A 20,890-nucleotide genomic window follows, 5' to 3' on the forward strand; every position below is an offset into this window, starting at 1 on the left:
GGAGTGATAGTGAACATGTCTCATGTTACCGCAGTGTGACTTTTCCGCCCTGCGAGATTATGCCAGTATGGAGCGCAGCCTTTTGGCCTTGTTGAGCGTTGTCGGGAGCAAGTGTGAGCAGCAAAGTAGAGCAACTGCGTGCGCAGTTAAATGAACGAATTCTGGTGCTGGACGGTGGCATGGGCACCATGATCCAGGGCTATCGTCTAAGTGAAGACGATTTCCGCGGCGAGCGCTTCGCTGACTGGCCATGCGACCTGAAAGGGAACAACGACCTGCTGGTGCTCAGCAAGCCGTCCGTCATTAAGGATATCCACAACGCCTACTTTGAAGCGGGTGCGGATATCATTGAAACCAACACCTTCAACTCGACAACCATCGCCATGGCGGATTACCAGATGGAATCCCTGTCGGCGGAAATCAACTTTGAGGCGGCGAAGCTGGCGCGTGCCTGCGCCGACGAGTGGACGGCCCGCACGCCGGACAAGCCTCGCTACGTTGCCGGGGTGCTGGGCCCGACTAACCGCACCGCGTCAATTTCACCGGACGTCAACGACCCGGCGTTTCGTAATATCACCTTCGATCAGCTGGTCGCGGCCTACCGTGAATCGACCAAAGCGCTGGTGGAAGGCGGTTCCGACCTGATCCTGATTGAAACCGTATTCGACACCCTCAACGCCAAAGCCGCGATTTACGCGGTGAAAGAGGAGTTCGAGGTACTGGGTGTTGACCTGCCGATCATGATTTCCGGCACCATCACCGACGCCTCCGGCCGTACCCTGTCCGGCCAGACAACCGAAGCGTTTTATAACTCTCTGCGCCACGCCGACGCGCTCTCCTTCGGCCTGAACTGCGCGCTGGGGCCAGACGAACTGCGCCAGTACGTGCAGGAACTTTCGCGCATTGCGGAATGCTACGTCACCGCCCACCCGAACGCCGGTCTGCCGAATGCCTTCGGTGAATACGATCTGGATGCTGGTACCATGGCGGCGCAAATCCGCGAGTGGGCCGAATCTGGCTTCCTGAACATCGTCGGCGGCTGTTGCGGCACCACGCCGGAGCACATCGCGGCCATGAGCAATGCGGTGGCGGGGCTGCCGCCGCGCAAGCCGCCGGAGCTTCCGGTTGCCTGTCGACTCTCCGGTCTTGAGCCGTTGACCATCGGCGACGACAGCCTGTTTGTGAACGTGGGTGAGCGTACTAACGTTACTGGTTCCGCAAAATTCAAACGCCTCATCAAAGAAGAGAAGTACAGCGAAGCGCTGGACGTTGCCCGTCAGCAGGTGGAAAGCGGCGCGCAGATTATCGATATCAATATGGACGAGGGGATGCTCGACGCCGAAGCGGCGATGGTGCGTTTCCTCAACCTGATTGCCGGTGAGCCGGACATCGCCCGCGTGCCGATCATGATTGACTCCTCCAAATGGGAAGTGATCGAGAAAGGGCTGAAGTGCATCCAGGGCAAAGGCATCGTCAACTCTATCTCGATGAAAGAGGGCGTGGATATCTTCATCCACCACGCGAAAATGGTGCGCCGCTACGGTGCCGCCGTGGTGGTGATGGCCTTTGATGAAGTCGGTCAGGCGGATACCCGTGAGCGCAAGATTGAGATTTGCCGTCGCGCGTACAAGATTTTGACCGAAGAGGTGGGTTTCCCGCCGGAAGACATTATTTTCGACCCGAACATCTTCGCCGTCGCGACCGGGATTGAAGAGCACAATAACTATGCCCAGGACTTTATCGGCGCGTGTGAAGACATTAAACGCGAGCTGCCGCATGCGCTGATCTCCGGCGGCGTGTCGAACGTGTCGTTCTCGTTCCGCGGCAACGACCCGGTACGTGAAGCCATCCACGCCGTGTTCCTCTACTACGCCATCCGCAACGGGATGGACATGGGGATCGTTAACGCCGGACAGCTGGCGATTTACGACGACCTGCCCGCAGAACTGCGCGACGCGGTGGAAGACGTGATCCTCAACCGCCGCGACGACGCCACCGAGCGCATGCTGGACCTGGCGGAGAAATACCGCGGCAGCAAATCGGATGAATCGGCCAACGTTCAGCAGGCCGAGTGGCGTTCCTGGGACGTGAAAAAACGTCTGGAATACTCGCTGGTGAAAGGCATTACCGAGTTCATCGAGCAGGATACTGAGGAAGCGCGTCAGCAGGCAGCCCGCCCGATTGAAGTGATTGAAGGCCCACTGATGGACGGTATGAACGTGGTCGGCGATCTGTTCGGCGAAGGCAAAATGTTCCTGCCGCAGGTGGTGAAATCCGCGCGCGTAATGAAGCAGGCCGTGGCCTATCTGGAGCCGTTCATCGAAGCCAGCAAAGAGAAAGGCTCCAGTAACGGCAAAATGGTGATCGCCACCGTGAAGGGCGATGTGCACGACATCGGCAAGAACATCGTCGGCGTGGTGCTGCAGTGCAACAACTACGAGATTATCGACCTCGGCGTGATGGTTCCGGCGGATAAAATCCTCAAGACCGCACGCGAAGTGAACGCCGACCTGATTGGCCTCTCCGGGTTGATTACCCCGTCGCTGGACGAAATGGTTAACGTGGCGAAAGAGATGGAGCGTCAGGGCTTCACCATTCCGCTGCTGATTGGCGGGGCGACCACCTCGAAAGCGCACACGGCGGTAAAGATCGAGCAGAACTACAGCGGCCCGACGGTTTACGTGCAGAATGCTTCGCGCACCGTGGGCGTGGTCTCCGCGCTGCTTTCCGACACTCAGCGCGACGATTTTGTGGCGCGCACCCGCAAAGAGTACGAAACCGTTCGCATCCAGCATGGCCGTAAGAAACCGCGCACCCCGCCTGTTTCACTTCAGGCGGCGCGCGATAACGACCTGGCGTTTGACTGGTCGAGCTATACGCCGCCGGTTGCGCATCGTCTGGGTGTGCAGGACGTGACCGCCAGCATCGAAACGCTGCGCAACTACATCGACTGGACGCCGTTCTTTATGACCTGGTCGCTGGCGGGCAAATACCCGCGCATTCTCGAAGATGAGGTGGTGGGTGAAGAGGCGAAGCGCCTGTTTAAAGACGCCAACGACATGCTCGATAAGCTGAGTGCGGAGAAAGCCCTTAATCCGCGCGGCGTGGTGGGGCTGTTCCCGGCAAACCGCGTGGGCGACGACATCGAGATCTATCGCGATGAAACCCGCACCCACGTGCTGGCGGTGAGCCGCCATCTGCGCCAGCAAACCGAGAAAGTCGGCTTTGCTAACTACTGCCTGGCCGATTTCGTCGCACCAAAGTTGAGCGGTAAAGCCGACTATATCGGTGCATTCGCCGTGACCGGTGGTCTGGAAGAAGACGCGCTGGCAGATGCGTTCGACGCGCAGCACGACGATTACAACAAAATCATGGTGAAAGCGATTGCCGACCGCCTGGCGGAAGCCTTCGCAGAGTACCTGCACGAGCGCGTGCGTAAGGTACACTGGGGCTACGCGGCGAATGAAAACCTCAGCAATGAGGACTTGATCCGCGAAAACTACCAGGGCATTCGTCCGGCTCCGGGTTATCCGGCCTGTCCGGAACACACCGAGAAAGGCACTATCTGGAAACTGCTGGATGTCGAAGCGCATACAGGCATGAAGCTAACCGAGTCCTTTGCCATGTGGCCGGGCGCGTCCGTTTCCGGCTGGTACTTTAGCCATCCGGACAGCAAATACTTCGCCGTGGCGCAATTGCAGCGCGATCAGATTGAAGATTACGCCCTGCGCAAAGGTATGAGCGTCTCTGACGTTGAGCGCTGGTTAGCGCCTAACTTAGGTTACGACGCCGACTAACGTCACTTTTCCTTACAACAAACAGGGCACCTCCAGGGTGCCCTGTCTCTTTCTTACGTTTAAACCCTTATACTGAACCTAAGGAAAATGAATAACGATAAGGAGGAAAACCTTCCGTGCTGACCCTGTTACACCTGCTCTCCGCAGTGGCTCTGCTGGTATGGGGCACCCATATTGTCCGTACCGGCGTAATGCGCGTGTTTGGCGCACGTTTACGTACCGTTCTCAGCAGCAGCGTTGAGAAGAAGCCGCTCGCCTTCTGCGCGGGCATCGGCGTGACGGCGCTGGTACAAAGCAGCAACGCCACCACGATGCTCGTCACTTCGTTTGTGGCGCAGGATCTGGTCGCGCTCGCCCCGGCGCTGGTGATCGTGCTCGGCGCTGACGTCGGTACCGCGCTGATGGCGCGTATCCTGACCTTCGATCTTTCCTGGCTGTCGCCGCTGCTGATTTTTATCGGCGTCATCTTTTTCCTCGGCCGTAAGCAGAGCCGTGCGGGGCAGCTTGGCCGCGTGGGAATTGGCCTTGGATTGATTTTGCTGGCGCTGGAGTTGATTGTTCAGGCCGTCACACCGATTACGCAGGCTAACGGCGTGCAGGTCATCTTCGCCTCGCTGACTGGCGACATCATGCTGGATGCGCTGATTGGCGCGGTGTTTGCCATCGTTAGTTACTCCAGCCTTGCGGCTGTGTTGCTGACGGCGACGCTCACCGCCGCAGGGGCGATCTCCTTCCCGGTGGCACTGTGTCTGGTGATTGGTGCCAACCTCGGCTCCGGCCTGCTGGCGATGCTCAATAACAGCGCCGCCAACGCCGCTGCCCGCCGCGTGGCGCTCGGTAGCCTGCTGTTTAAACTGGTGGGTAGCCTTGTCATTCTGCCGTTCGTCCATCCACTGGCAAACCTGATGGACAGCCTGCCGTTGCCAAAAGCAGAACTGGTTATCTACTTCCACGTCTTCTATAACCTGATTCGTTGCCTGGCGATGGTCCCCTTTGCCGCGCCGATGGCCCGCTTCTGTGAGCGCCTTATCCGCGATGAACCTGAGCTGGACGCGCGCCTGAAACCGAAGCATCTGGACACTTCCGTGCTGGATACGCCCGCGCTGGCTATCGCCAATGCCGCGCGTGAGACGCTGCGCATGGGCGATGCGATGGAAACCATGCTGGAAGGGCTGCAAAAAGTGATGCACGGCGAGCCGCGCGAGGAGAAGGAGCTGCGCAGGCTGGCGGACGATATCAACGTGCTGTACACCGCCATTAAGCTCTATCTGGCGCGCATTCCGCAGGATGAACTGGCGGAGGAAGAGTCGCGTCGCTGGGCGGAAATTATCGAGATGTCACTCAACCTTGAGCAGGCTTCGGATATCGTTGAGCGTATGGGCAGCGAAATCGCCGATAAATCGCTGGCCGCGCGTCGGGCGTTTTCTGTCGAAGGGCTGAAAGAGCTGGAAGCGCTGCACGAACAACTGGTAAGCAACCTCAAGCTGGCGATGTCGGTCTTCTTCTCCAGCGATGTACCGAGCGCGCGCCGCCTGCGTCGTAACAAACATCGTTTCCGCATCCTTAACCGCCGCTACTCGCACGCCCACGTTGAGCGTCTGCATCAGCAGAACGTGCAGAGTATCGAAACCAGCTCCCTGCATCTGGGGCTGCTGGGGGATATGAAACGTCTTAACTCGTTGTTCTGCGCGGTGGCGTATAGCGTGATGGAACAGCCGGATGAAGATGACGAGCGGGATGAGTATTAATCTCCAGCGTGTTTGATTGATAGCCCAAAACCCAATGCTTTCATGACCGCCAGCGTGGTTTTAAGCGTTGGGTTTCCCTTGTCACTGAATGACCGATAAAGTTGCTCTCGTGATAAGCCGGTTTGCTGTGAAATGTTCGACATTCCTTTGGCTCGCGCGACAACGCCCAGGGCTTTAGCAATATACGCTGAGTCACCGGTTTCTAGCGCATCAGCTATAAATACAGCGATTTCCTCGTCATCAACCAGTGCTTCGGCGGGATCGTAGGGGGTTAATTTATTCATGTGCATCACTCCTGCAGTATGAATGTTTTGGCCAGCATTTTTGCCATTAGTATGTCTTTATTCTGGCTGCTTTTGTCACCGCCACTTAACAGCACGATGATACAATCACCTTGTTGTTTAAAATAGATTCTGTAGCCCGGACCAAAGTGAACCCTTAGTTCACTTATTCCTTCACCCACGGGTTTAACATCGCCCGTTAGGCCATTTGCCAGCCGAAAGAGCCGTGAAGCGATAATCGTCTTTGCTCGCCGATCTGTCAGGTTTTGCTCCCAGCATCGGAAGGACTCTGTCTGAACGATCTCCTTCATATTACTCCCTGTAATTTATAAACTACAAATAATTCTGTCTGGAGAGCAAATCTAAAAGGAGTGCGCACGCGGGTAAATGGCAGGCCGCAAAATCCTGAAAGCGTCTCGCAAACTAAAAAACCCGTCTCAGTTACCGTCGGCTAATCTTTTTTTCCGGCCTAAACCTAAGGTATATTTCGCCTCTACAGGAGAAACTATGCTGCCAACTCAATCAACCCGATTAAACAAATACATTAGCGAGAGCGGGATCTGCTCACGTCGCGAGGCTGACCGTTACATTGAACAAGGTAACGTGTTTCTTAACGGCAAACGCGCCACTATCGGCGACCAGGTTGTTCCTGGCGATGTGGTCAAAGTGAATGGTCAGCTCATCGAACCGCGTGATGCAGAAGACCTGGTGTTTATCGCGTTGAATAAACCGGTTGGTATCGTCAGTACCACGGAAGATGGCGAGCGGGATAACATCGTTGATTTTGTTAACCACAGTAGCCGCATCTTCCCGATTGGCCGTCTGGATAAAGACTCTCAGGGGCTGATTTTCCTCACCAACCACGGAGATCTGGTCAACAAGATCCTGCGTGCCGGTAACGACCACGAGAAAGAGTATATTGTCACGGTCAACAAACCGGTCACGGACGAATTTATCCGAGGCATGGGGGCTGGCGTGCCGATTCTCGGCACCGTCACGAAGAAATGTAAGGTGAAGAAAGAAGCGCCTTTCGCGTTTCGTATTACCCTGGTGCAGGGCCTGAACCGCCAGATCCGCCGTATGTGCGAGCATTTCGGTTATGAAGTCACGAAGCTGGAGCGCACCCGCATCATGAACGTTAGCCTGTCCGGTATTCCGCTGGGCGAATGGCGTGATTTAACCGATGATGAGCTGATTGAGCTGTTTAAACTTATCGAAAACTCATCGTCTGAAGCGAAGCCGAAGGCAAAAGCGAAACCGAAAACCCAGGCGATTAAACGTCCGGTGGTGAAGGCTCCGCCAGCGGAAGAGAAAGGGCGAGGCAAACCTGCGGGGAAACGCTTTACCCAGCCGGGCCGCAAAAAGAAAGGGCGCTGATTAGCGCCTTCCACGGGTAGATGTAGTAGCTGACCAGGAAAAGGTCGCCTCTGCATCCGGTTTATAAGCCTGCTGCTTTTTCAGTTTGCGGGCTTTCTTCGCCTCGGCGTCACGCTGCGCCATCAGTTTATCGATGTACTCTTTTTTTACCTGATTGGTTTCGGCATTCGTCAGCGTGCGGCCATGCGCGATGCGGGCGCGGTCGAGAAGCGTTTTCAGTTCACGCTGCTCCGCTTCCGTCATGTCTTTCTGGGTCAAACGTGGTGTAGCCATTGCTGAAGCCTCCTGAAGGGGAGGCTTCAGTGTAAAGCAAGTGCAGCAAATTAACTCTGTTTCACCGCATCTTTTTTCGGTTGGTCATCAATTGGTTTTCCGGACCAGTAGCCTGCCAGCAGTGAACCGGACAGGTTATGCCAGACCGAGAACAGTGCGCCCGGCAGTGCCGCCAGCGGTGAGAAGTAGATCTTGCCAAGCGCCGCCGCCAGACCGGAGTTCTGCATTCCCACTTCGATCGCCAGTGTGCGACAGGTCGATTCATCGAAGCCAAACAGCTTCCCGCCCCAGTAACCGCCCAGCAGACCAATGGTGTTATGCAGCACCACCGCGACGATCACCACAACGCCCACGGACGCAATGTGCGACGCAGAGCCGGCCACCACGGCGCTGATGATTGCCAGAATACAGACCATCGAAAACGCGGGCAGATACGGCTCGACGGCTTTCACCACGCGCGGGAACAGATGGTGGATGACCAGCCCCAGCGCAATCGGGATCACCACGATTTGCAGAATGCTAAGCAGCATGCCCATCACGTCTACCTGAATATGGGCATCCACATACAGGCGCGTTAACAGCGGCGTGGCAATCACGCCCACCAGCGTGGAAACAGACGAGATAGTGACGGAGAGTGCTACGTCGCCTTTCGCCAGATAGATCATCACGTTGGATGCCGTCCCGCTGGCGACGCTGCCCACCAGCACCATCCCGGCGGATAAGTCTGGCGGCATTTTAAAGGCCATTGCCAGCAGCCACGCCGCGAGCGGCATCACCAGATAGTGCAGGAAAATACCTGCCGCGACCGGAGCCGGGCGCGACAGCACGCGTTTAAAATCGTCGATTTTCAGGTGTACGCCCATGCCGAGCATAATCAGCATCAGCAGTGTCGTCACCCACGGGCCGATGCCTGTGAATGTGGCGGGAGTGTAATACGCGAGTACAGAGAGCAGCAGTGCCCATAATGGGAACAGCCGGGTGATGGCGGAAAGCATAATTATTTCCTTGCGATTGTGTTGTGTTTAGTTATGAAAAAGCCGGGTCTGTGCCCGGCTTATAGGTATTGTTTATCGTGCTAACGAATTTTATTCAAACAAATTATGATGAAGTTTCTGCACGACCTGCTCGGCCTGTTCAGCAGGCACCAGGAAGCAGAGGTTGTAGCTGGATGCGCCGTAGCAAATCATGCGGATGTTGAACGGGTCGAGCACACCAAAGACCTCTTTACCCACGCCGCAGGCGCGCGACAGCTTATTGCCGATGATGGCAACCAGCGCCAGGTTCTCTTCCACTTCCACGCGGCACAGCTCGGAAAGCTCAATCAGCAGCGACTGCGTCAGCAGGGTGTCGCCGGTAGAGGTGGAGCCGGTGGTGTCCAGCGTCAGCGCGATGCTCACTTCGGACGTGGTGATCAGATCTACAGAGATATTGTGGCGCGCCAGGATACCAAACACTTCAGCCAGAAAACCGCGTGAATGCAGCATATTATGGCTGTGCAGCGTGACCAGCGTCTGTTTACGACGCAGCGCCAGCGCACGGAACAGCGGCGGGTTCTCGGTTTTCTTGCAGACCAGCGTACCGCCTGCTTTCGGATCTTTACTGGAGCCGACGAAGACAGGAATGTCGCTGCGCACGGCAGGCAGCAGCGTGGCCGGATGCAGCACTTTCGCGCCAAAGGTCGCCATTTCAGCGGCTTCTTCAAAGGCGATCACATCAATTCGTTTTGCGGCAGACACCACGCGCGGGTCGGTGGTGTAAATGCCCGGAACGTCAGTCCAGATATCCACGCGGGTGGCGTGAAGCGCTTCGCCCAGCAGGGCAGCGGTATAATCGCTACCGCCACGGCCAAGCGTTGTTGTGCGTCCTTTCGCTTCGCTACCAATAAAGCCCTGGGTGATGACCATGCCTTCCGCCAGACGCGGGGCCAGTTGCTGGTTGGTCAGCTCCGCCAGTGCGTCGACGTCTGGCTCGGCACGGCCAAAGCGATCGCTGGTACGCATTACTTTTCGCACGTCGAACCACTGCGCCTGAACGTTACGCTCACGCAGGATCTCAACGAACAGCAGGGTGGACATCAGCTCACCGTGGCTGACCAGTTCGTCGGTCAGGGCGGTGGAGGTTGCCAAAGACGCGGCTTCTGCCAGCGTGGTGATATTTTCCAGCAGACGTTCCACTTCTTCGCGGATCACGTTCGGGTTCTGCAGACGTTCAAGAATGTCGAACTGAATTTTGCGCAGTGCATCCAGCTTCACGAAACGTTCTGTCGCTTCAAGTCCTTCAGACAGAGAAACCAGCAGGTTCGTCACCCCGGCAGAGGCAGAAAGCACCACCAGGCGGGTATTCGGATCGGCCAGCACCACATCGGCGCTGCGGTTCATGGCATCGTAGTCTGCCACACTGGTGCCGCCAAACTTGGCGACCACAAAACTCGTCATAACAACCTCGTGTCAGGGAATGAATAAAGCGACCTTGGCACAAGAATGAAACGAAAACAGGTGCAGGCGCAAAATACGGCCCTATAAATAAAATGCGGGGGAGGTCCTGTCAATGCTGGGATTATGCGGATTTTTTATAGGGGGGTATCCCTCAGTAACAGGACTTATAACAGGGCCATATTTTATGCTCCGTTTTAGCGCATTTTGGGCGACATTTCGCCGCCCCGGAGGGGCACTTCAGCAGCTATACTTTTCGGGGCTTTTCACCTGCGTTTGATGCAGGCCAGGGCAATGGCATAAAAACCATCACAATTTTTATTTGCAGGCGCTACAATCGACCGCAGTCACAATTCTCAAATCAGAAGAGTATTGCTAATGAAAAACATCAACCCAACGCAGACCGCTGCCTGGCAGGCACTACAGAAACATTTTGATGAAATGAAAGATGTCACCATCGCGGATCTGTTCGCGAAAGATGCCGATCGTTTCAGTAAGTTCTCCGCGACCTTTGATGACCTGATGCTGGTGGATTTCTCCAAAAACCGCATCACCGAAGAGACGCTGGCAAAGCTGCAGGATCTGGCGAAAGAGACAGAACTGGCAGACGCGATCAAATCCATGTTCTCCGGTGAGAAGATCAACCGCACCGAAGACCGTGCTGTGCTGCACGTGGCGCTGCGTAACCGTAGCAACACGCCGATCATCGTTGACGGCAAAGATGTGATGCCAGAAGTGAATGCGGTGCTGGAAAAGATGAAATCCTTCTCGGAAGCGATCATCTCCGGTAGCTGGAAAGGTTACACCGGCAAAGCGATCACCGACGTGGTGAACATCGGTATCGGCGGTTCTGACCTCGGCCCGTTCATGGTGACCGAAGCGCTGCGTCCATACAAAAACCACCTCAACATGCACTTTGTGTCTAACGTCGATGGGACCCACATCGCCGAAGTGCTGAAGAACGTGAACCCGGAAACGACCCTGTTCCTGGTGGCGTCTAAAACCTTCACCACCCAGGAAACCATGACCAACGCTCACAGCGCGCGCGACTGGTTCCTGAAAACTGCGGGTGACAACAAGCACGTGGCGAAACACTTTGCGGCGCTCTCCACCAACGGCAAAGCGGTGGGTGAGTTCGGTATTGATACCGCAAATATGTTTGAATTCTGGGACTGGGTTGGCGGCCGCTACTCTCTGTGGTCCGCGATTGGCCTGTCCATCATCCTGTCCGTGGGCTTCGACAACTTCGTTGAGCTGCTCTCCGGTGCGCACGCGATGGATAAACACTTCTCCACTACCGCGCCTGAGAAAAACCTGCCGGTACTGCTGGCGCTGATTGGTATCTGGTACAACAACTTCTTCGGTGCTGAAACCGAAGCGATCCTGCCATACGACCAGTACATGCACCGCTTTGCGGCCTACTTCCAGCAGGGCAACATGGAATCCAACGGTAAATACGTTGACCGTAACGGCAACGCCGTGGATTACCAGACTGGCCCAATCATCTGGGGCGAGCCGGGCACCAACGGTCAGCACGCGTTCTACCAGCTGATTCACCAGGGCACCAAAATGGTGCCGTGCGATTTCATCGCCCCGGCTATCACCCATAATCCGCTGTCTGACCACCATCCGAAGCTGCTGTCTAACTTCTTCGCACAGACCGAAGCGCTGGCGTTCGGTAAATCCCGCGAGGTCGTGGAGCAGGAATACCGTGACCAGGGTAAAGATCCGGCCACGCTGGACCACGTGGTGCCGTTCAAAGTGTTCGAAGGCAACCGCCCAACCAACTCCATCCTGCTGCGCGAAATCACGCCGTTCAGCCTGGGGGCGCTGATTGCTCTGTACGAGCACAAGATCTTCACTCAGGGCGCTATCCTGAACATCTTCACCTTCGACCAGTGGGGCGTTGAGCTGGGCAAACAGCTGGCAAACCGTATTCTGCCAGAGCTGGGTGATGATAACGCGATCGACAGCCACGACAGTTCTACAAACGGTTTGATTAACCGTTATAAAGCATGGCGTGCGTAATTAATATGTCATGAAAATTGCCGGCGTAATGCCGGCATTTTTTTATCGGATAATTCCTGATGTCTGTTAATTAACTCAAATTCCTGCTCTGAGTTTAATCTGAAAAAAGCCGTTAACCTGCTAATTGCTGAGGTTTATTTTAGGAATATACGGAGAAGTATTTAGCAAGATTGTTATTATAACTGTTTGATTTATTGTGATTATATATTTTTTAAATTGGTCTTTGGTTTCAATTTTATCCATTAGTCCGAAAACCCTCCCCCTATTTACCTGCACGGCAATCCCTCTGCTTTAGTTGTGTATACTCGAATCCGCCTGAATTTCTTTTCGGGCAAATCTCCATTCATTCATTGAAGGGAAATTGTTATGAAGAAAGTCCTGTATGGCATTTTTGCCATATCTGCACTTGCGGCGACATCTGTCTATGCGGCTCCGGTTCAGGTCGGGGAAGCGGCAGGTTCGGCTGCGACGTCTGCGTCTGCGGGGAGTTCTACCGCAGCCAGCACCAGCACCGTAAGTTCAGCCGTGGGTGTCGCGCTGGCGGCAACCGGTGGCGGTGATGGCTCCAACACCGGAACCACGACCACCACGACCACCAGCACCCAGTAATTCCGGGTGTTTTAATCATAACCACACTTCGGTGTGGTTATTTCGCCCCTTCGGAGAAGAGTCGTGAAGCGACCTGCAATCATCCTGATTTGCCTGCTGTTGCAGGCGTGCTCAGCCACCACCAAAGGGCTGGGAAACTCACTGTGGGACAGCATGTTCGGCACGCCGGGCGTGCATCTGACCGATGACGAACTGCAGAACATGCCGTATGCCAGCCAGTACATGCAGCTCAACGATGGCCCGCAACTGTTTGTGGTGCTCGCTTTCGACGAAAACGGGCAGCAGAAATGGGTGACGCAGGATCAGGCCACCATCGTGACGCAGCATGGCCGTATCGTGAAAACCCTGCTCGGCGGCGATAACCTGCTTGAGGTGAATAACCTCGCGGCTGACCCGCTCATTAAGCCGAATCAGATTACCGACGGGGCAAGCTGGACGCGCACGATGGGCTGGACCGAGCACAAACAGGTGCGCTACGCCACGGCCCGCTCCCTCTTCCGCTGGGACGGTACGGACAGCGTGAAAGTGGGCAGTGATGAGACTCAGGTTCGTGTGCTGGATGAAGAGGTGACAACCGATCAGGCTACCTGGCATAACCGTTTCTGGGTGGATGAGGAAGGGCAGATCCGCCAGTCCTTGCAGTATCTTGGCGCGGATTTCTTCCCGATAAAAACCACCCTGATTAAGGCGGCGAAATCATGAAGATGCTTATCCGCATAGCGCTGATCGCGAGCCTGACAACGCCTGTGGCATGGTCAGCCGGAACGGTAAAGGTCTACACGCCTGACAGTGCCGAGCCTAAAACGTTAACCAATGCCGGGCATCTGCTCGATCTCGTCGGGCAGCCGAGGCTTGCCAACAGCTGGTGGCCGGGGGCGGTGATCGGTGAACGACAGGCAACGGTTGAGGCGGAACAAAAACACGCTGCGCTGCTTGCCAGATTAGCCGAATTAGCCGGGCAGGAAGACGGTGACGATGCGGCAGCCATCAACAGCGTTCGCCAGCAGCTTCAGGCGGTGAAAGTAACGGGACGCCAGAAGGTGAATCTCGACCCGGATGACGTGCGCGTCGCGGAAAACGGTAACCCGATGCTGGAAGGGGAATATTCGCTCTGGCTTCCGGCACGGCCTTCAACCATCACCGTGATGGGCCTTGTCAGCCGTCCGGGAAAAGCGCCATTTACACCGGGCCGCGACGTGGCGAGCTATCTCGACGAGCAAAGCCTGCTCAGCGGCGCGGATAACAGTTATGCCTGGGTGGTTTACCCTGACGGGCGCACGCAAAAAACGCCGGTGGCCTACTGGAATAAACGCCATATCGAACCCATGCCCGGCAGCGTGATTTTTGTCGGTTTTGCCGACCATTTCTGGACGAAGGCGTATGACGGGCTTAATACCGACATCCTTCATTCCCTGACGCAGCGGATACCGGAATAATGAAAAGAACCTATCTCTACAGCATGCTGGCGCTGTGCGTGAGCGCGGCCTGCCATGCAGAAACGTATCCGGCACCCGTTGGTCCGTCGCAATCAGACTTTGGCGGCGTCGGTTTACTGCAAACCCCGACCGCGCGGATGGCTCGCGAAGGGGAAATCAGCCTTAACTACCGTGATAACGATCAGTACCGCTACTACTCCGCGTCCGTCCAGCTGTTTCCGTGGCTCGAAACCACGCTGCGCTATACCGATGTGCGTACAAAAGAGTACAGCAGCGTTGAATCCTTCTCCGGCAACCAGACCTATAAAGACAAAGCCTTCGATGTGAAGCTGCGTCTGTGGGAAGAGAGCTACTGGATGCCACAGGTTTCCGTTGGCGCGAAAGATATCGGCGGGACCGGCCTGTTTGATGCGGAATATGTTGTTGCCAGCAAGGCCTGGGGACCGTTCGATTTCTCGCTCGGTCTTGGCTGGGGCTATCTCGGCACCAGCGGCAATGTGAAAAACCCATTCTGTTCCTACAGCGATAAATATTGCTATCGTGATAACAGCTACCAGAAAGCCGGTTCCATCAACGGCGATCAAATGTTCCACGGCCCGGCCTCGTTGTTTGGCGGCGTAGAGTATCAAACGCCCTGGCAGCCGCTGCGCCTGAAGCTGGAGTATGAAGGGAATAACTATTCGCAGGACTTCGCCGGGAAGATTGAGCAGAAGAGCAAGTTTAACGTCGGTGCTATTTACCGTGTCACCGATTGGGCCGACGTTAACCTCAGCTACGAGCGCGGCAATACCGTGATGTTTGGCTTCACGCTGCGCACTAACTTTAACGATATGCGGCCGCACTACAACGACAATGCGCGACCGAAATATCAGCCAGAGCCGCAGGATGCGATCATTCAGCATTCCGTCGTGGCAAATCAGCTGACGCTGCTGAAATACAATGCCGGCCTGGCCGATCCAAAAATTCAGGTAAAAGGCGATACGCTGTACGTTACCGGTGAGCAGGTGAAATACCGCGACTCGCGTGAAGGGATCGAACGCGCTAACCGGATCATCATGAACGATCTGCCTGACGGGGTTCGCACCATCCGCGTGACGGAAAACCGTCTTAACCTGCCGCAGGTCACCACGGAAACGGACGTTGCCAGCCTTAAGCGTCATCTGGAAGGCGAACCGCTTGGGCATGAAACCGAGCTGGTACAAAAACGCGTTGAACCGATAGTGCCTGAGTCTACCGAGCAGGGCTGGTATATCGATAAATCCCGCTTCGATTTCCATATCGATCCGGTGCTGAACCAGTCCGTCGGCGGGCCTGAAAACTTCTATATGTATCAACTGGGTGTGATGGCGACAGCGGATCTGTGGGTCACCGATCACTTGCTGACGACAGGAAGCCTGTTCGGCAACATTGCCAACAACTACGACAAATTTAACTATACCAATCCGCCGAGCGACTCAAAGCTGCCGCGTGTGCGTACCCGTGTGCGTGAATATGTGCAGAACGATGCTTATGTGAATAACCTGCAGGCCAACTACTTCCAGTACTTCGGTAATGGTTTCTATGGCCAGGTCTACGGCGGTTATCTGGAAACCATGTACGGCGGCGCGGGGGCAGAGGTGCTTTATCGTCCTGTCGACAGCAACTGGGCATTTGGGATTGACGCTAACTACGTGAAACAGCGTGACTGGCGCAGCGCGCAGGACATGATGAAATTCACCGACTACAGCGTGAAAACTGGCCACCTGACCGCCTACTGGACGCCGTCGTTCGCGCAGGACGTGCTGGTGAAAGCCAGCGTCGGTCAATATCTGGCGGGCGATAAGGGCGGTACGCTCGATATCTCTAAACACTTCGACAGCGGCGTGGTCGTCGGTGGCTATGCCACGATCACCAACGTCTCGCCGGACGAATACGGGGAAGGGGACTTCACCAAAGGAGTCTATGTATCGATTCCGCTGGATCTGTTCTCGTCAGGCCCAACCCGCAGCCGTGCGGCGATTGGCTGGACGCCGCTGACGCGTGATGGCGGTCAGCAGCTTGGTCGTAAGTTCCAGCTTTATGATATGACCAGCGATAAGAACATTAATTTCCGTTAATGCTTGCTTGCCCGGTGGCGCTGCGCTTACCGGGCCTACGACATTGTTTTTTGTAGGCCGGGGAAACGCAGTGCCGCCTGGCAGGCATGCGAATGCGCCAAACATAAACAAAAAATATAGATCCACGTCACATTTTTGCGTTATACAGGAACCTCGCCCTGGAGAATGAGGTGCTGTATGACATCCCTGACTCGTCCGCGCGTTGAGTTTATCTCAACAATCCTCCAGACCGTGCTGAATCTCGGTCTGCTGAGCCTTGGCCTGATCCTGGTCGTCTTTTTGGGTAAAGAGACGGTGCATCTGGCAGATGTGCTGTTCGCCCCTGAACAAACCAGCAAATACGAGCTGGTGGAAGGCCTGGTGGTCTACTTTCTCTACTTTGAATTTATCGCCCTGATTGTGAAGTATTTTCAGTCCGGCTTTCACTTTCCGCTGCGCTATTTTGTCTACATTGGGATCACCGCGATTGTGCGGCTGATCATCGTCGATCATAAATCCCCGCTCGACGTGCTGATCTACTCAGCAGCGATCCTGCTGCTGGTGATCACCCTCTGGCTGTGCAACTCGAAGCGGCTGAAACGCGAATAAAAAAATGGCGGCCCGGAGGCCGCCGAATCACAGTCACAAGTTGGGTCAATACAATACGTCAAAGTTGAGGGTTGCAGTGGCATAACATGATGAAACTTAACCTTTTACACCGCCCGCCGTCAGGCCGTTAACCAGCCAGCGCTGCGCCAGCAGGAACACCAGGGTAATCGGAATGGCGGAGAGTACCGCCGCAGCGGCAAAATCGCCCCACAGGTAGTTCTGCGGGTTGAGGTACTGCTGCATACCGACGGCCAGCGTATAGCTGTTCACATCGCGCAGTAACAGAGACGCGACCGGTACTTCGGTAATAGCAGCGATAAACGACAGGATAAACACCACCGCCAGGATAGGCACCGACAGCGGTAGCAGCACCAGGCGGAATGCCTGCCACGGTGTGGCACCATCCAGTGCTGCCGCTTCTTCCAGCGAGCCGTCGATGGTTTCGAAATAGCCTTTAATGGTCCACACATGCAGGGCGATACCGCCCAGGTAAGCGAAGATCACGCCGCCGTGGGTGTTCAGGCCGATAAACGGCACGTACTGGCCCAGACGGTCAAACAAAGCATACAACGCCACCAGGGACAGCACGGCCGGGAACATCTGGAAAATCAGCATTCCTTTCAGCAGCGCGGCTTTGCCAGGGAAACGCATGCGGGCAAACGCGTAAGCACAGGTAGTGGAAAGGGCCACGATACCGATCGCGGTGATGGTCGCCACTTTGACCGAGTTCCACAGCCACAGCAGCACCGGGAACGGCGGTGGCGTCACGCGTCCGTCCGCGTGTTCCACGCTGAAGCCCAGCGCGAGCTTCCAGTGCTCCCAGGAAATTTCATCCGGGATCAGGCTCCCGGTAGCAAAGTTACCCGAACGCAGGGAGATGGCGATGACCATCAGCAGCGGGAACATGATCGCCGCGATGAAAATCAGCAGCCCTAAGTGCGTCACGAGGAGGCGCAGTTTCTGAGATTTAGGTTGAACCATAGACATAGTCAGTGCCCTCCTTAGTCGAATTTCATGCGTGTGGCTTTCAGGTTCACAATCGCCAGTGCGCCTACCAGCAGGAAGATCAGGGTGGCAATCGCCGCCGCCAGACCGAAGTCCTGACCGCCGCCGCCTTCAAAGGCGATACGGTAGGTGTAGCTCACGAGCAGGTCGGTATAACCTGCTGGCGTGGTGGTGCCAAGACGGTCCGGACCGCCGTTGGTCAGCAGCTGAATCAGCACGAAGTTGTTAAAGTTAAAGGCGAAGCTGGCAATCATCAGCGGCGTCAGCGGCTTAATGAGCAGCGGTAGCGTAATTTTAAAGAAGTTCTGGAACGGGCCTGCACCGTCCATTGCCGAGGCTTCGTACAGGTCGTCCGGGATCGCTTTCAGCAGCCCCATGCACAGGATCATCATGTACGGATAACCCAGCCAGGTGTTCACGATGATAATCATCGAACGGGCGGTGGTCGGGTCGCTGAACCAGGCCGGTTTGATGCCGAACAGCGCGCTCAGCATCATGTTGATTTCACCGAAGCTCTGGTTAAACAGCCCTTTGAAAATCAGAATCGAGATAAACGATGGTACGGCATACGGCAGGATCAGCAGCACGCGGTAAATCGCTTTGCCTTTGAGGGATTCCCACTGCACGAGACAGGCCAGTACCATGCCCACGGCAACGGTCAGGATCACCGTCAGCACCGAGAAGACCACCGTCCAGACGAAGATAGCGAAGAAGGGCTTCTGAATACCTTCGTCGGTAAACACGCGGGTGAAGTTATCCCAGCCGATGGTAACGGTGTAGCCTGGGCTGAGTTTGTCATCACCCCAGTTGCCATCGGCATTCACAGACTGATAAAAACCGATGTCATTGTTCGGGCGATACTTCACGCCACTCTGGTTGTTGGTGAGCGTGCCGTCATCCGCCAGGGTGTAGAGCGGTTGCGTGCCGGAGAACTGGCGCAGCGAGCTCATGGTCACTTTGCTTTCATCGGGCAGCACGGCGGTGAGCTGGGTCAGCGCCTGACGGTTTTGGGTAATGATACGCAGGTTGGCGCGTTCGCCTTCCGGCAGCGCGTCAGTCTCTTTCAGGGCCAGCTTTTGCTCGCCGCCAAACTTGAACGCGTCGGAAAGATAATGTTTGCCGCTTTCGCCGTCAGTGAGCGCTAACGTCCACTCATCTCCGGCAGGGTACAGGCCGAAATTGAAGGTTTTACCCGCCTGATAAGAGCGGTCCAGAAGCACCTGCGTTGCGCGTTCTTGCGCGAGCTGGTTGGTGCTGCTGTAGTTGGTGAATGCAATGGCGATAGTACAAATCAGCGGGAACAGAACAAACAGCCCCATCCCGGCAACACCTGGGTAAACATAACGCCAGGCATAGGCTTTACGGTTAGCGAAAATATACAGGCCAGCAGAGCTTAAAATCAGCGTCATGATGGCGAACAGATACTCCCCTTGTACGTACATTAAAACAACAAGGTAACCCACCAGCAGACACAGCAGACCAATCACTGACCACTTCAGCGCGTCGCTTTGCCACCAGTGTTTCTTTTTAATGACATCCATGGGGTTCTTCCTCATACAGCGATGGAAACTTATTGTCAGGTGGCGTTGCGCTTACCTGACCTACGGATCGTGCCGTAGTCGTAGGGCGGGTAAGCGCACGCGCCACCCGCCGTTTTTCTGCTTACTTAGTAATACGACCCTGAGCATCTTTCAGCGCAGCATCAACAGTCTGACGACCGCTTGCGGCGTTGATAACTGCAGTACGCGTGGCATACCAGAACGCCGCCATTTGCGGAATGTTCGGCATGATTTCGCCTTTCTGGGCGTTATCCATGGTGGCCGCGATACGTGGATCTTTCGCTAACGTATCCTGGAAGGATTTCAGCGCAACGGCACCCAGCGGTTTGTCCTTGTTCACTTCATCCAGACCCTGATCGGTCAGCAGGTAGTTTTCCAGGAACTCTTTCGCCAGCTCTTTATTCGGGCTGGCGGCGTTGATACCTGCGCTCAGCACGCCTACGAACGGTTTAGACGGCTTGCCTTTGAAGGTTGGCAGCAGCGTGACGCCGTAGTTGGTTTTGCTCTTGTCGATGTTAGTCCAGGCCCACGGACCGTTAATGGTCATCGCGGTTTCGCCTTTGTTGAACGCCGCTTCCGCGATGGAGTAGTCGGTATCCGCGTTCATGTGTTTGTTCTTAATCAGGTCAACCAGGAAGGTCAGGCCTGCTTTCGCGCCTGGGCTGTCCACGCCCACGTCTTTCACGTCATATTTGCCGTTTTCAAACTTGAACGCGTAACCGCCATCGGCAGCAATCAGCGGCCAGGTGAAGTACGGTTCTTGCAGGTTGAACATCAGGGCCGATTTACCTTTCGCCTTCAGCGCTTTATCCAGGGCAGGGATCTCTTCCCAGGTTTTCGGCGGGTTCGGCACCAGGTCTTTGTTATAAATCAGAGACAGGGCTTCAACTGCGATCGGATACGCGATCAGCTTGCCGTTATAGCGGACGGCGTCCCAGGTGAACGGGAACAGCTTGTCCTGGAAGGCTTTGTCTGGCGTGACTTCAGCCAGCAGGCCAGATTGTGCGTAACCGCCGAAACGGTCATGCGCCCAGAAAATGATGTCCGGGCCATCACCCGTTGCTGCGACCTGCGGGAACTTCTCCTCCAGCTTGTCCGGATGCTCTACGGTGACTTTGATTCCGGTGTCTTTCTCGAATTTTTTACCCACTTCGGCCAGGCCGTTATAACCTTTGTCGCCGTTAATCCAGATAACCAGCTTACCTTCTTCAATTTTGGCGAGAGCCGGAGCGGAAATCATCATTGCTGCCAGGGCGGACAATGCGAAAACGCGTGCGCCAGTCTTGATCTTCATATCTGCCATCCTTTTTTGGTGATGTGCTCGTGGTACGACTTCAGTGGTTCAACGTGACTCAGTCTCCTTATTTGACATCCTCTTTCCATCCTCCCACGCCCTACGCCCCACCCCTTGTTTGTGTGATCCCTGTAACATAAATTTAAGTTATGAGTGCTGGCGCACATAAAAACCCTCCGAATTTTGCAGGCAGCTTCACGATTTTCGCCTCAGCCCGCCAGCTGCGGTCGCAGAGCCTGCTTCCTCATCCTCCCGCCTCCTCCCCCATAAAAAAGCCGGGGGGTGGAGGATTCACGAAAGTAATGAAAACCCCATAGTGAACTTATCTTGAATGTTTCTGTCGGTGACAGGTTGTAACGAAGGGAGA

At 55.5% G+C, this 20,890-nt stretch carries 17 protein-coding genes; 9 read left to right on the plus strand and 8 right to left on the minus strand.

The window, feature by feature from the left end:
• Positions 1-113: 113 nt before the first annotated feature.
• Together metH and EoCCA6_RS13185 are read left to right on the plus strand one after the other, a co-directional pair.
• Positions 114-3,797 carry a methionine synthase gene (gene metH, locus EoCCA6_RS13180; RefSeq protein ID WP_152083018.1) on the plus strand — a complete coding sequence of 1,228 codons (3,684 nt, stop codon included), beginning with the start codon at positions 114-116 and terminating at the stop codon, positions 3,795-3,797.
• A 116-nt stretch (positions 3,798-3,913) separates the two neighbouring features.
• Positions 3,914-5,545 carry a Na/Pi cotransporter family protein gene (locus EoCCA6_RS13185; RefSeq protein ID WP_152083019.1) on the plus strand — a complete coding sequence of 544 codons (1,632 nt, stop codon included), beginning with the start codon at positions 3,914-3,916 and terminating at the stop codon, positions 5,543-5,545.
• On the opposite strand, the gene EoCCA6_RS13190 is transcribed toward EoCCA6_RS13185, so the two are convergent.
• Entirely contained in the window at positions 5,542-5,829 is a 288-nt protein-coding gene (locus EoCCA6_RS13190; protein ID WP_152083020.1) for an addiction module antidote protein, read from the minus strand. The genes EoCCA6_RS13185 and EoCCA6_RS13190 overlap by 4 nt on opposite strands.
• A gap of 5 nt (positions 5,830-5,834) precedes the next feature.
• Positions 5,835-6,137 (minus strand): type II toxin-antitoxin system RelE/ParE family toxin, encoded by a 303-nt coding sequence (locus tag EoCCA6_RS13195; protein ID WP_152083021.1) that lies wholly within the window; start codon positions 6,135-6,137, stop codon positions 5,835-5,837.
• 196 nt (positions 6,138-6,333) lie between these two features.
• Between EoCCA6_RS13195 and rluF the strand changes: the two genes are divergently transcribed.
• Complete coding sequence (rluF, locus tag EoCCA6_RS13200) at positions 6,334-7,203, plus strand: 23S rRNA pseudouridine(2604) synthase RluF (protein ID WP_152083022.1); 870 nt, start codon at positions 6,334-6,336, stop codon at positions 7,201-7,203.
• Here rluF and EoCCA6_RS13205 read toward each other — a convergent pair whose 3' ends face one another.
• From EoCCA6_RS13205 to lysC, 3 genes are all read right to left on the minus strand, one after another.
• Complete coding sequence (locus EoCCA6_RS13205) at positions 7,204-7,476, minus strand: YjbD family protein (RefSeq protein WP_119937941.1); 273 nt, start codon at positions 7,474-7,476, stop codon at positions 7,204-7,206.
• Positions 7,477-7,526: 50 nt separating this feature from the next.
• Complete coding sequence (gene panS, locus EoCCA6_RS13210) at positions 7,527-8,471, minus strand: ketopantoate/pantoate/pantothenate transporter PanS (protein ID WP_152083023.1); 945 nt, start codon at positions 8,469-8,471, stop codon at positions 7,527-7,529.
• Positions 8,472-8,561: 90 nt separating this feature from the next.
• Positions 8,562-9,911 (minus strand): lysine-sensitive aspartokinase 3, encoded by a 1,350-nt coding sequence (gene lysC / locus EoCCA6_RS13215; RefSeq protein WP_152083024.1) that lies wholly within the window; start codon positions 9,909-9,911, stop codon positions 8,562-8,564.
• Between the two features lie 375 nt (positions 9,912-10,286).
• Between lysC and pgi the strand changes: the two genes are divergently transcribed.
• The 6 genes from pgi to psiE all read left to right on the plus strand — a co-directional run bounded on the left by pgi (position 10,287) and on the right by psiE (position 16,665).
• Positions 10,287-11,936, plus strand: a complete 1,650-nt coding sequence (gene pgi, locus EoCCA6_RS13220; RefSeq protein ID WP_152083025.1) for a glucose-6-phosphate isomerase — start codon at positions 10,287-10,289, stop codon at positions 11,934-11,936.
• A 366-nt stretch (positions 11,937-12,302) separates the two neighbouring features.
• Positions 12,303-12,545, plus strand: a complete 243-nt coding sequence (gene yjbE / locus EoCCA6_RS13225; protein ID WP_013095034.1) for an exopolysaccharide production protein YjbE — start codon at positions 12,303-12,305, stop codon at positions 12,543-12,545.
• Between the two features lie 63 nt (positions 12,546-12,608).
• Positions 12,609-13,247 (plus strand): YjbF family lipoprotein, encoded by a 639-nt coding sequence (locus EoCCA6_RS13230; RefSeq protein WP_152083026.1) that lies wholly within the window; start codon positions 12,609-12,611, stop codon positions 13,245-13,247.
• The gene (locus tag EoCCA6_RS13235) at positions 13,241-13,981 is read left to right on the plus strand and encodes a capsule biosynthesis GfcC family protein (protein WP_232623284.1); all 741 of its coding nucleotides are present in this window, start codon (positions 13,241-13,243) and stop codon (positions 13,979-13,981) included. The genes EoCCA6_RS13230 and EoCCA6_RS13235 overlap by 7 nt, the downstream gene beginning before the upstream one ends.
• On the plus strand, positions 13,981-16,077 hold the full coding sequence (locus tag EoCCA6_RS13240) for a YjbH domain-containing protein (RefSeq protein WP_152083028.1): 2,097 nt from the start codon (positions 13,981-13,983) through the stop codon (positions 16,075-16,077). Before EoCCA6_RS13235 ends, EoCCA6_RS13240 begins: the two co-directional genes overlap by 1 nt.
• A 177-nt stretch (positions 16,078-16,254) precedes the next feature.
• The gene (gene psiE / locus EoCCA6_RS13245; protein WP_014068487.1) at positions 16,255-16,665 is read left to right on the plus strand and encodes a phosphate-starvation-inducible protein PsiE; all 411 of its coding nucleotides are present in this window, start codon (positions 16,255-16,257) and stop codon (positions 16,663-16,665) included.
• A gap of 96 nt (positions 16,666-16,761) precedes the next feature.
• Here psiE and malG read toward each other — a convergent pair whose 3' ends face one another.
• From malG to malE, 3 genes are all read right to left on the minus strand, one after another.
• A complete protein-coding gene (gene malG, locus EoCCA6_RS13250) occupies positions 16,762-17,652 on the minus strand; it encodes a maltose ABC transporter permease MalG (protein ID WP_152083029.1) in 891 nt (296 codons plus the stop codon).
• 14 nt (positions 17,653-17,666) lie between these two features.
• Entirely contained in the window at positions 17,667-19,211 is a 1,545-nt protein-coding gene (malF, locus tag EoCCA6_RS13255; protein WP_152083030.1) for a maltose ABC transporter permease MalF, read from the minus strand.
• Positions 19,212-19,332: 121 nt separating this feature from the next.
• Positions 19,333-20,523, minus strand: coding sequence for a maltose/maltodextrin ABC transporter substrate-binding protein MalE (malE, locus tag EoCCA6_RS13260; RefSeq protein WP_152083031.1), 1,191 nt, complete (start codon positions 20,521-20,523; stop codon positions 19,333-19,335).
• Positions 20,524-20,890: the final 367 nt, after the last annotated feature.

This window comes from Enterobacter oligotrophicus, assembly GCF_009176645.1.
Classification (GTDB): Bacteria; Pseudomonadota; Gammaproteobacteria; order Enterobacterales; family Enterobacteriaceae; genus Enterobacter; species Enterobacter oligotrophicus.

Coding starts and splice junctions, on each gene's coding strand:
- EoCCA6_RS13190 (WP_152083020.1), bottom strand. CDS start 5,829: ATGAATAAATTAACCCCCTACGATCCCGCCGAAGCACTGGTTGATGAC.
- EoCCA6_RS13195 (WP_152083021.1), bottom strand. CDS start 6,137: ATGAAGGAGATCGTTCAGACAGAGTCCTTCCGATGCTGGGAGCAAAAC.
- rluF (WP_152083022.1), top strand. CDS start 6,334: ATGCTGCCAACTCAATCAACCCGATTAAACAAATACATTAGCGAGAGC.
- EoCCA6_RS13205 (WP_119937941.1), bottom strand. CDS start 7,476: ATGGCTACACCACGTTTGACCCAGAAAGACATGACGGAAGCGGAGCAG.
- panS (WP_152083023.1), bottom strand. CDS start 8,471: ATGCTTTCCGCCATCACCCGGCTGTTCCCATTATGGGCACTGCTGCTC.
- lysC (WP_152083024.1), bottom strand. CDS start 9,911: ATGACGAGTTTTGTGGTCGCCAAGTTTGGCGGCACCAGTGTGGCAGAC.
- pgi (WP_152083025.1), top strand. CDS start 10,287: ATGAAAAACATCAACCCAACGCAGACCGCTGCCTGGCAGGCACTACAG.
- yjbE (WP_013095034.1), top strand. CDS start 12,303: ATGAAGAAAGTCCTGTATGGCATTTTTGCCATATCTGCACTTGCGGCG.
- EoCCA6_RS13240 (WP_152083028.1), top strand. CDS start 13,981: ATGAAAAGAACCTATCTCTACAGCATGCTGGCGCTGTGCGTGAGCGCG.
- psiE (WP_014068487.1), top strand. CDS start 16,255: ATGACATCCCTGACTCGTCCGCGCGTTGAGTTTATCTCAACAATCCTC.
- malG (WP_152083029.1), bottom strand. CDS start 17,652: ATGTCTATGGTTCAACCTAAATCTCAGAAACTGCGCCTCCTCGTGACG.
- malF (WP_152083030.1), bottom strand. CDS start 19,211: ATGGATGTCATTAAAAAGAAACACTGGTGGCAAAGCGACGCGCTGAAG.
- malE (WP_152083031.1), bottom strand. CDS start 20,523: ATGAAGATCAAGACTGGCGCACGCGTTTTCGCATTGTCCGCCCTGGCA.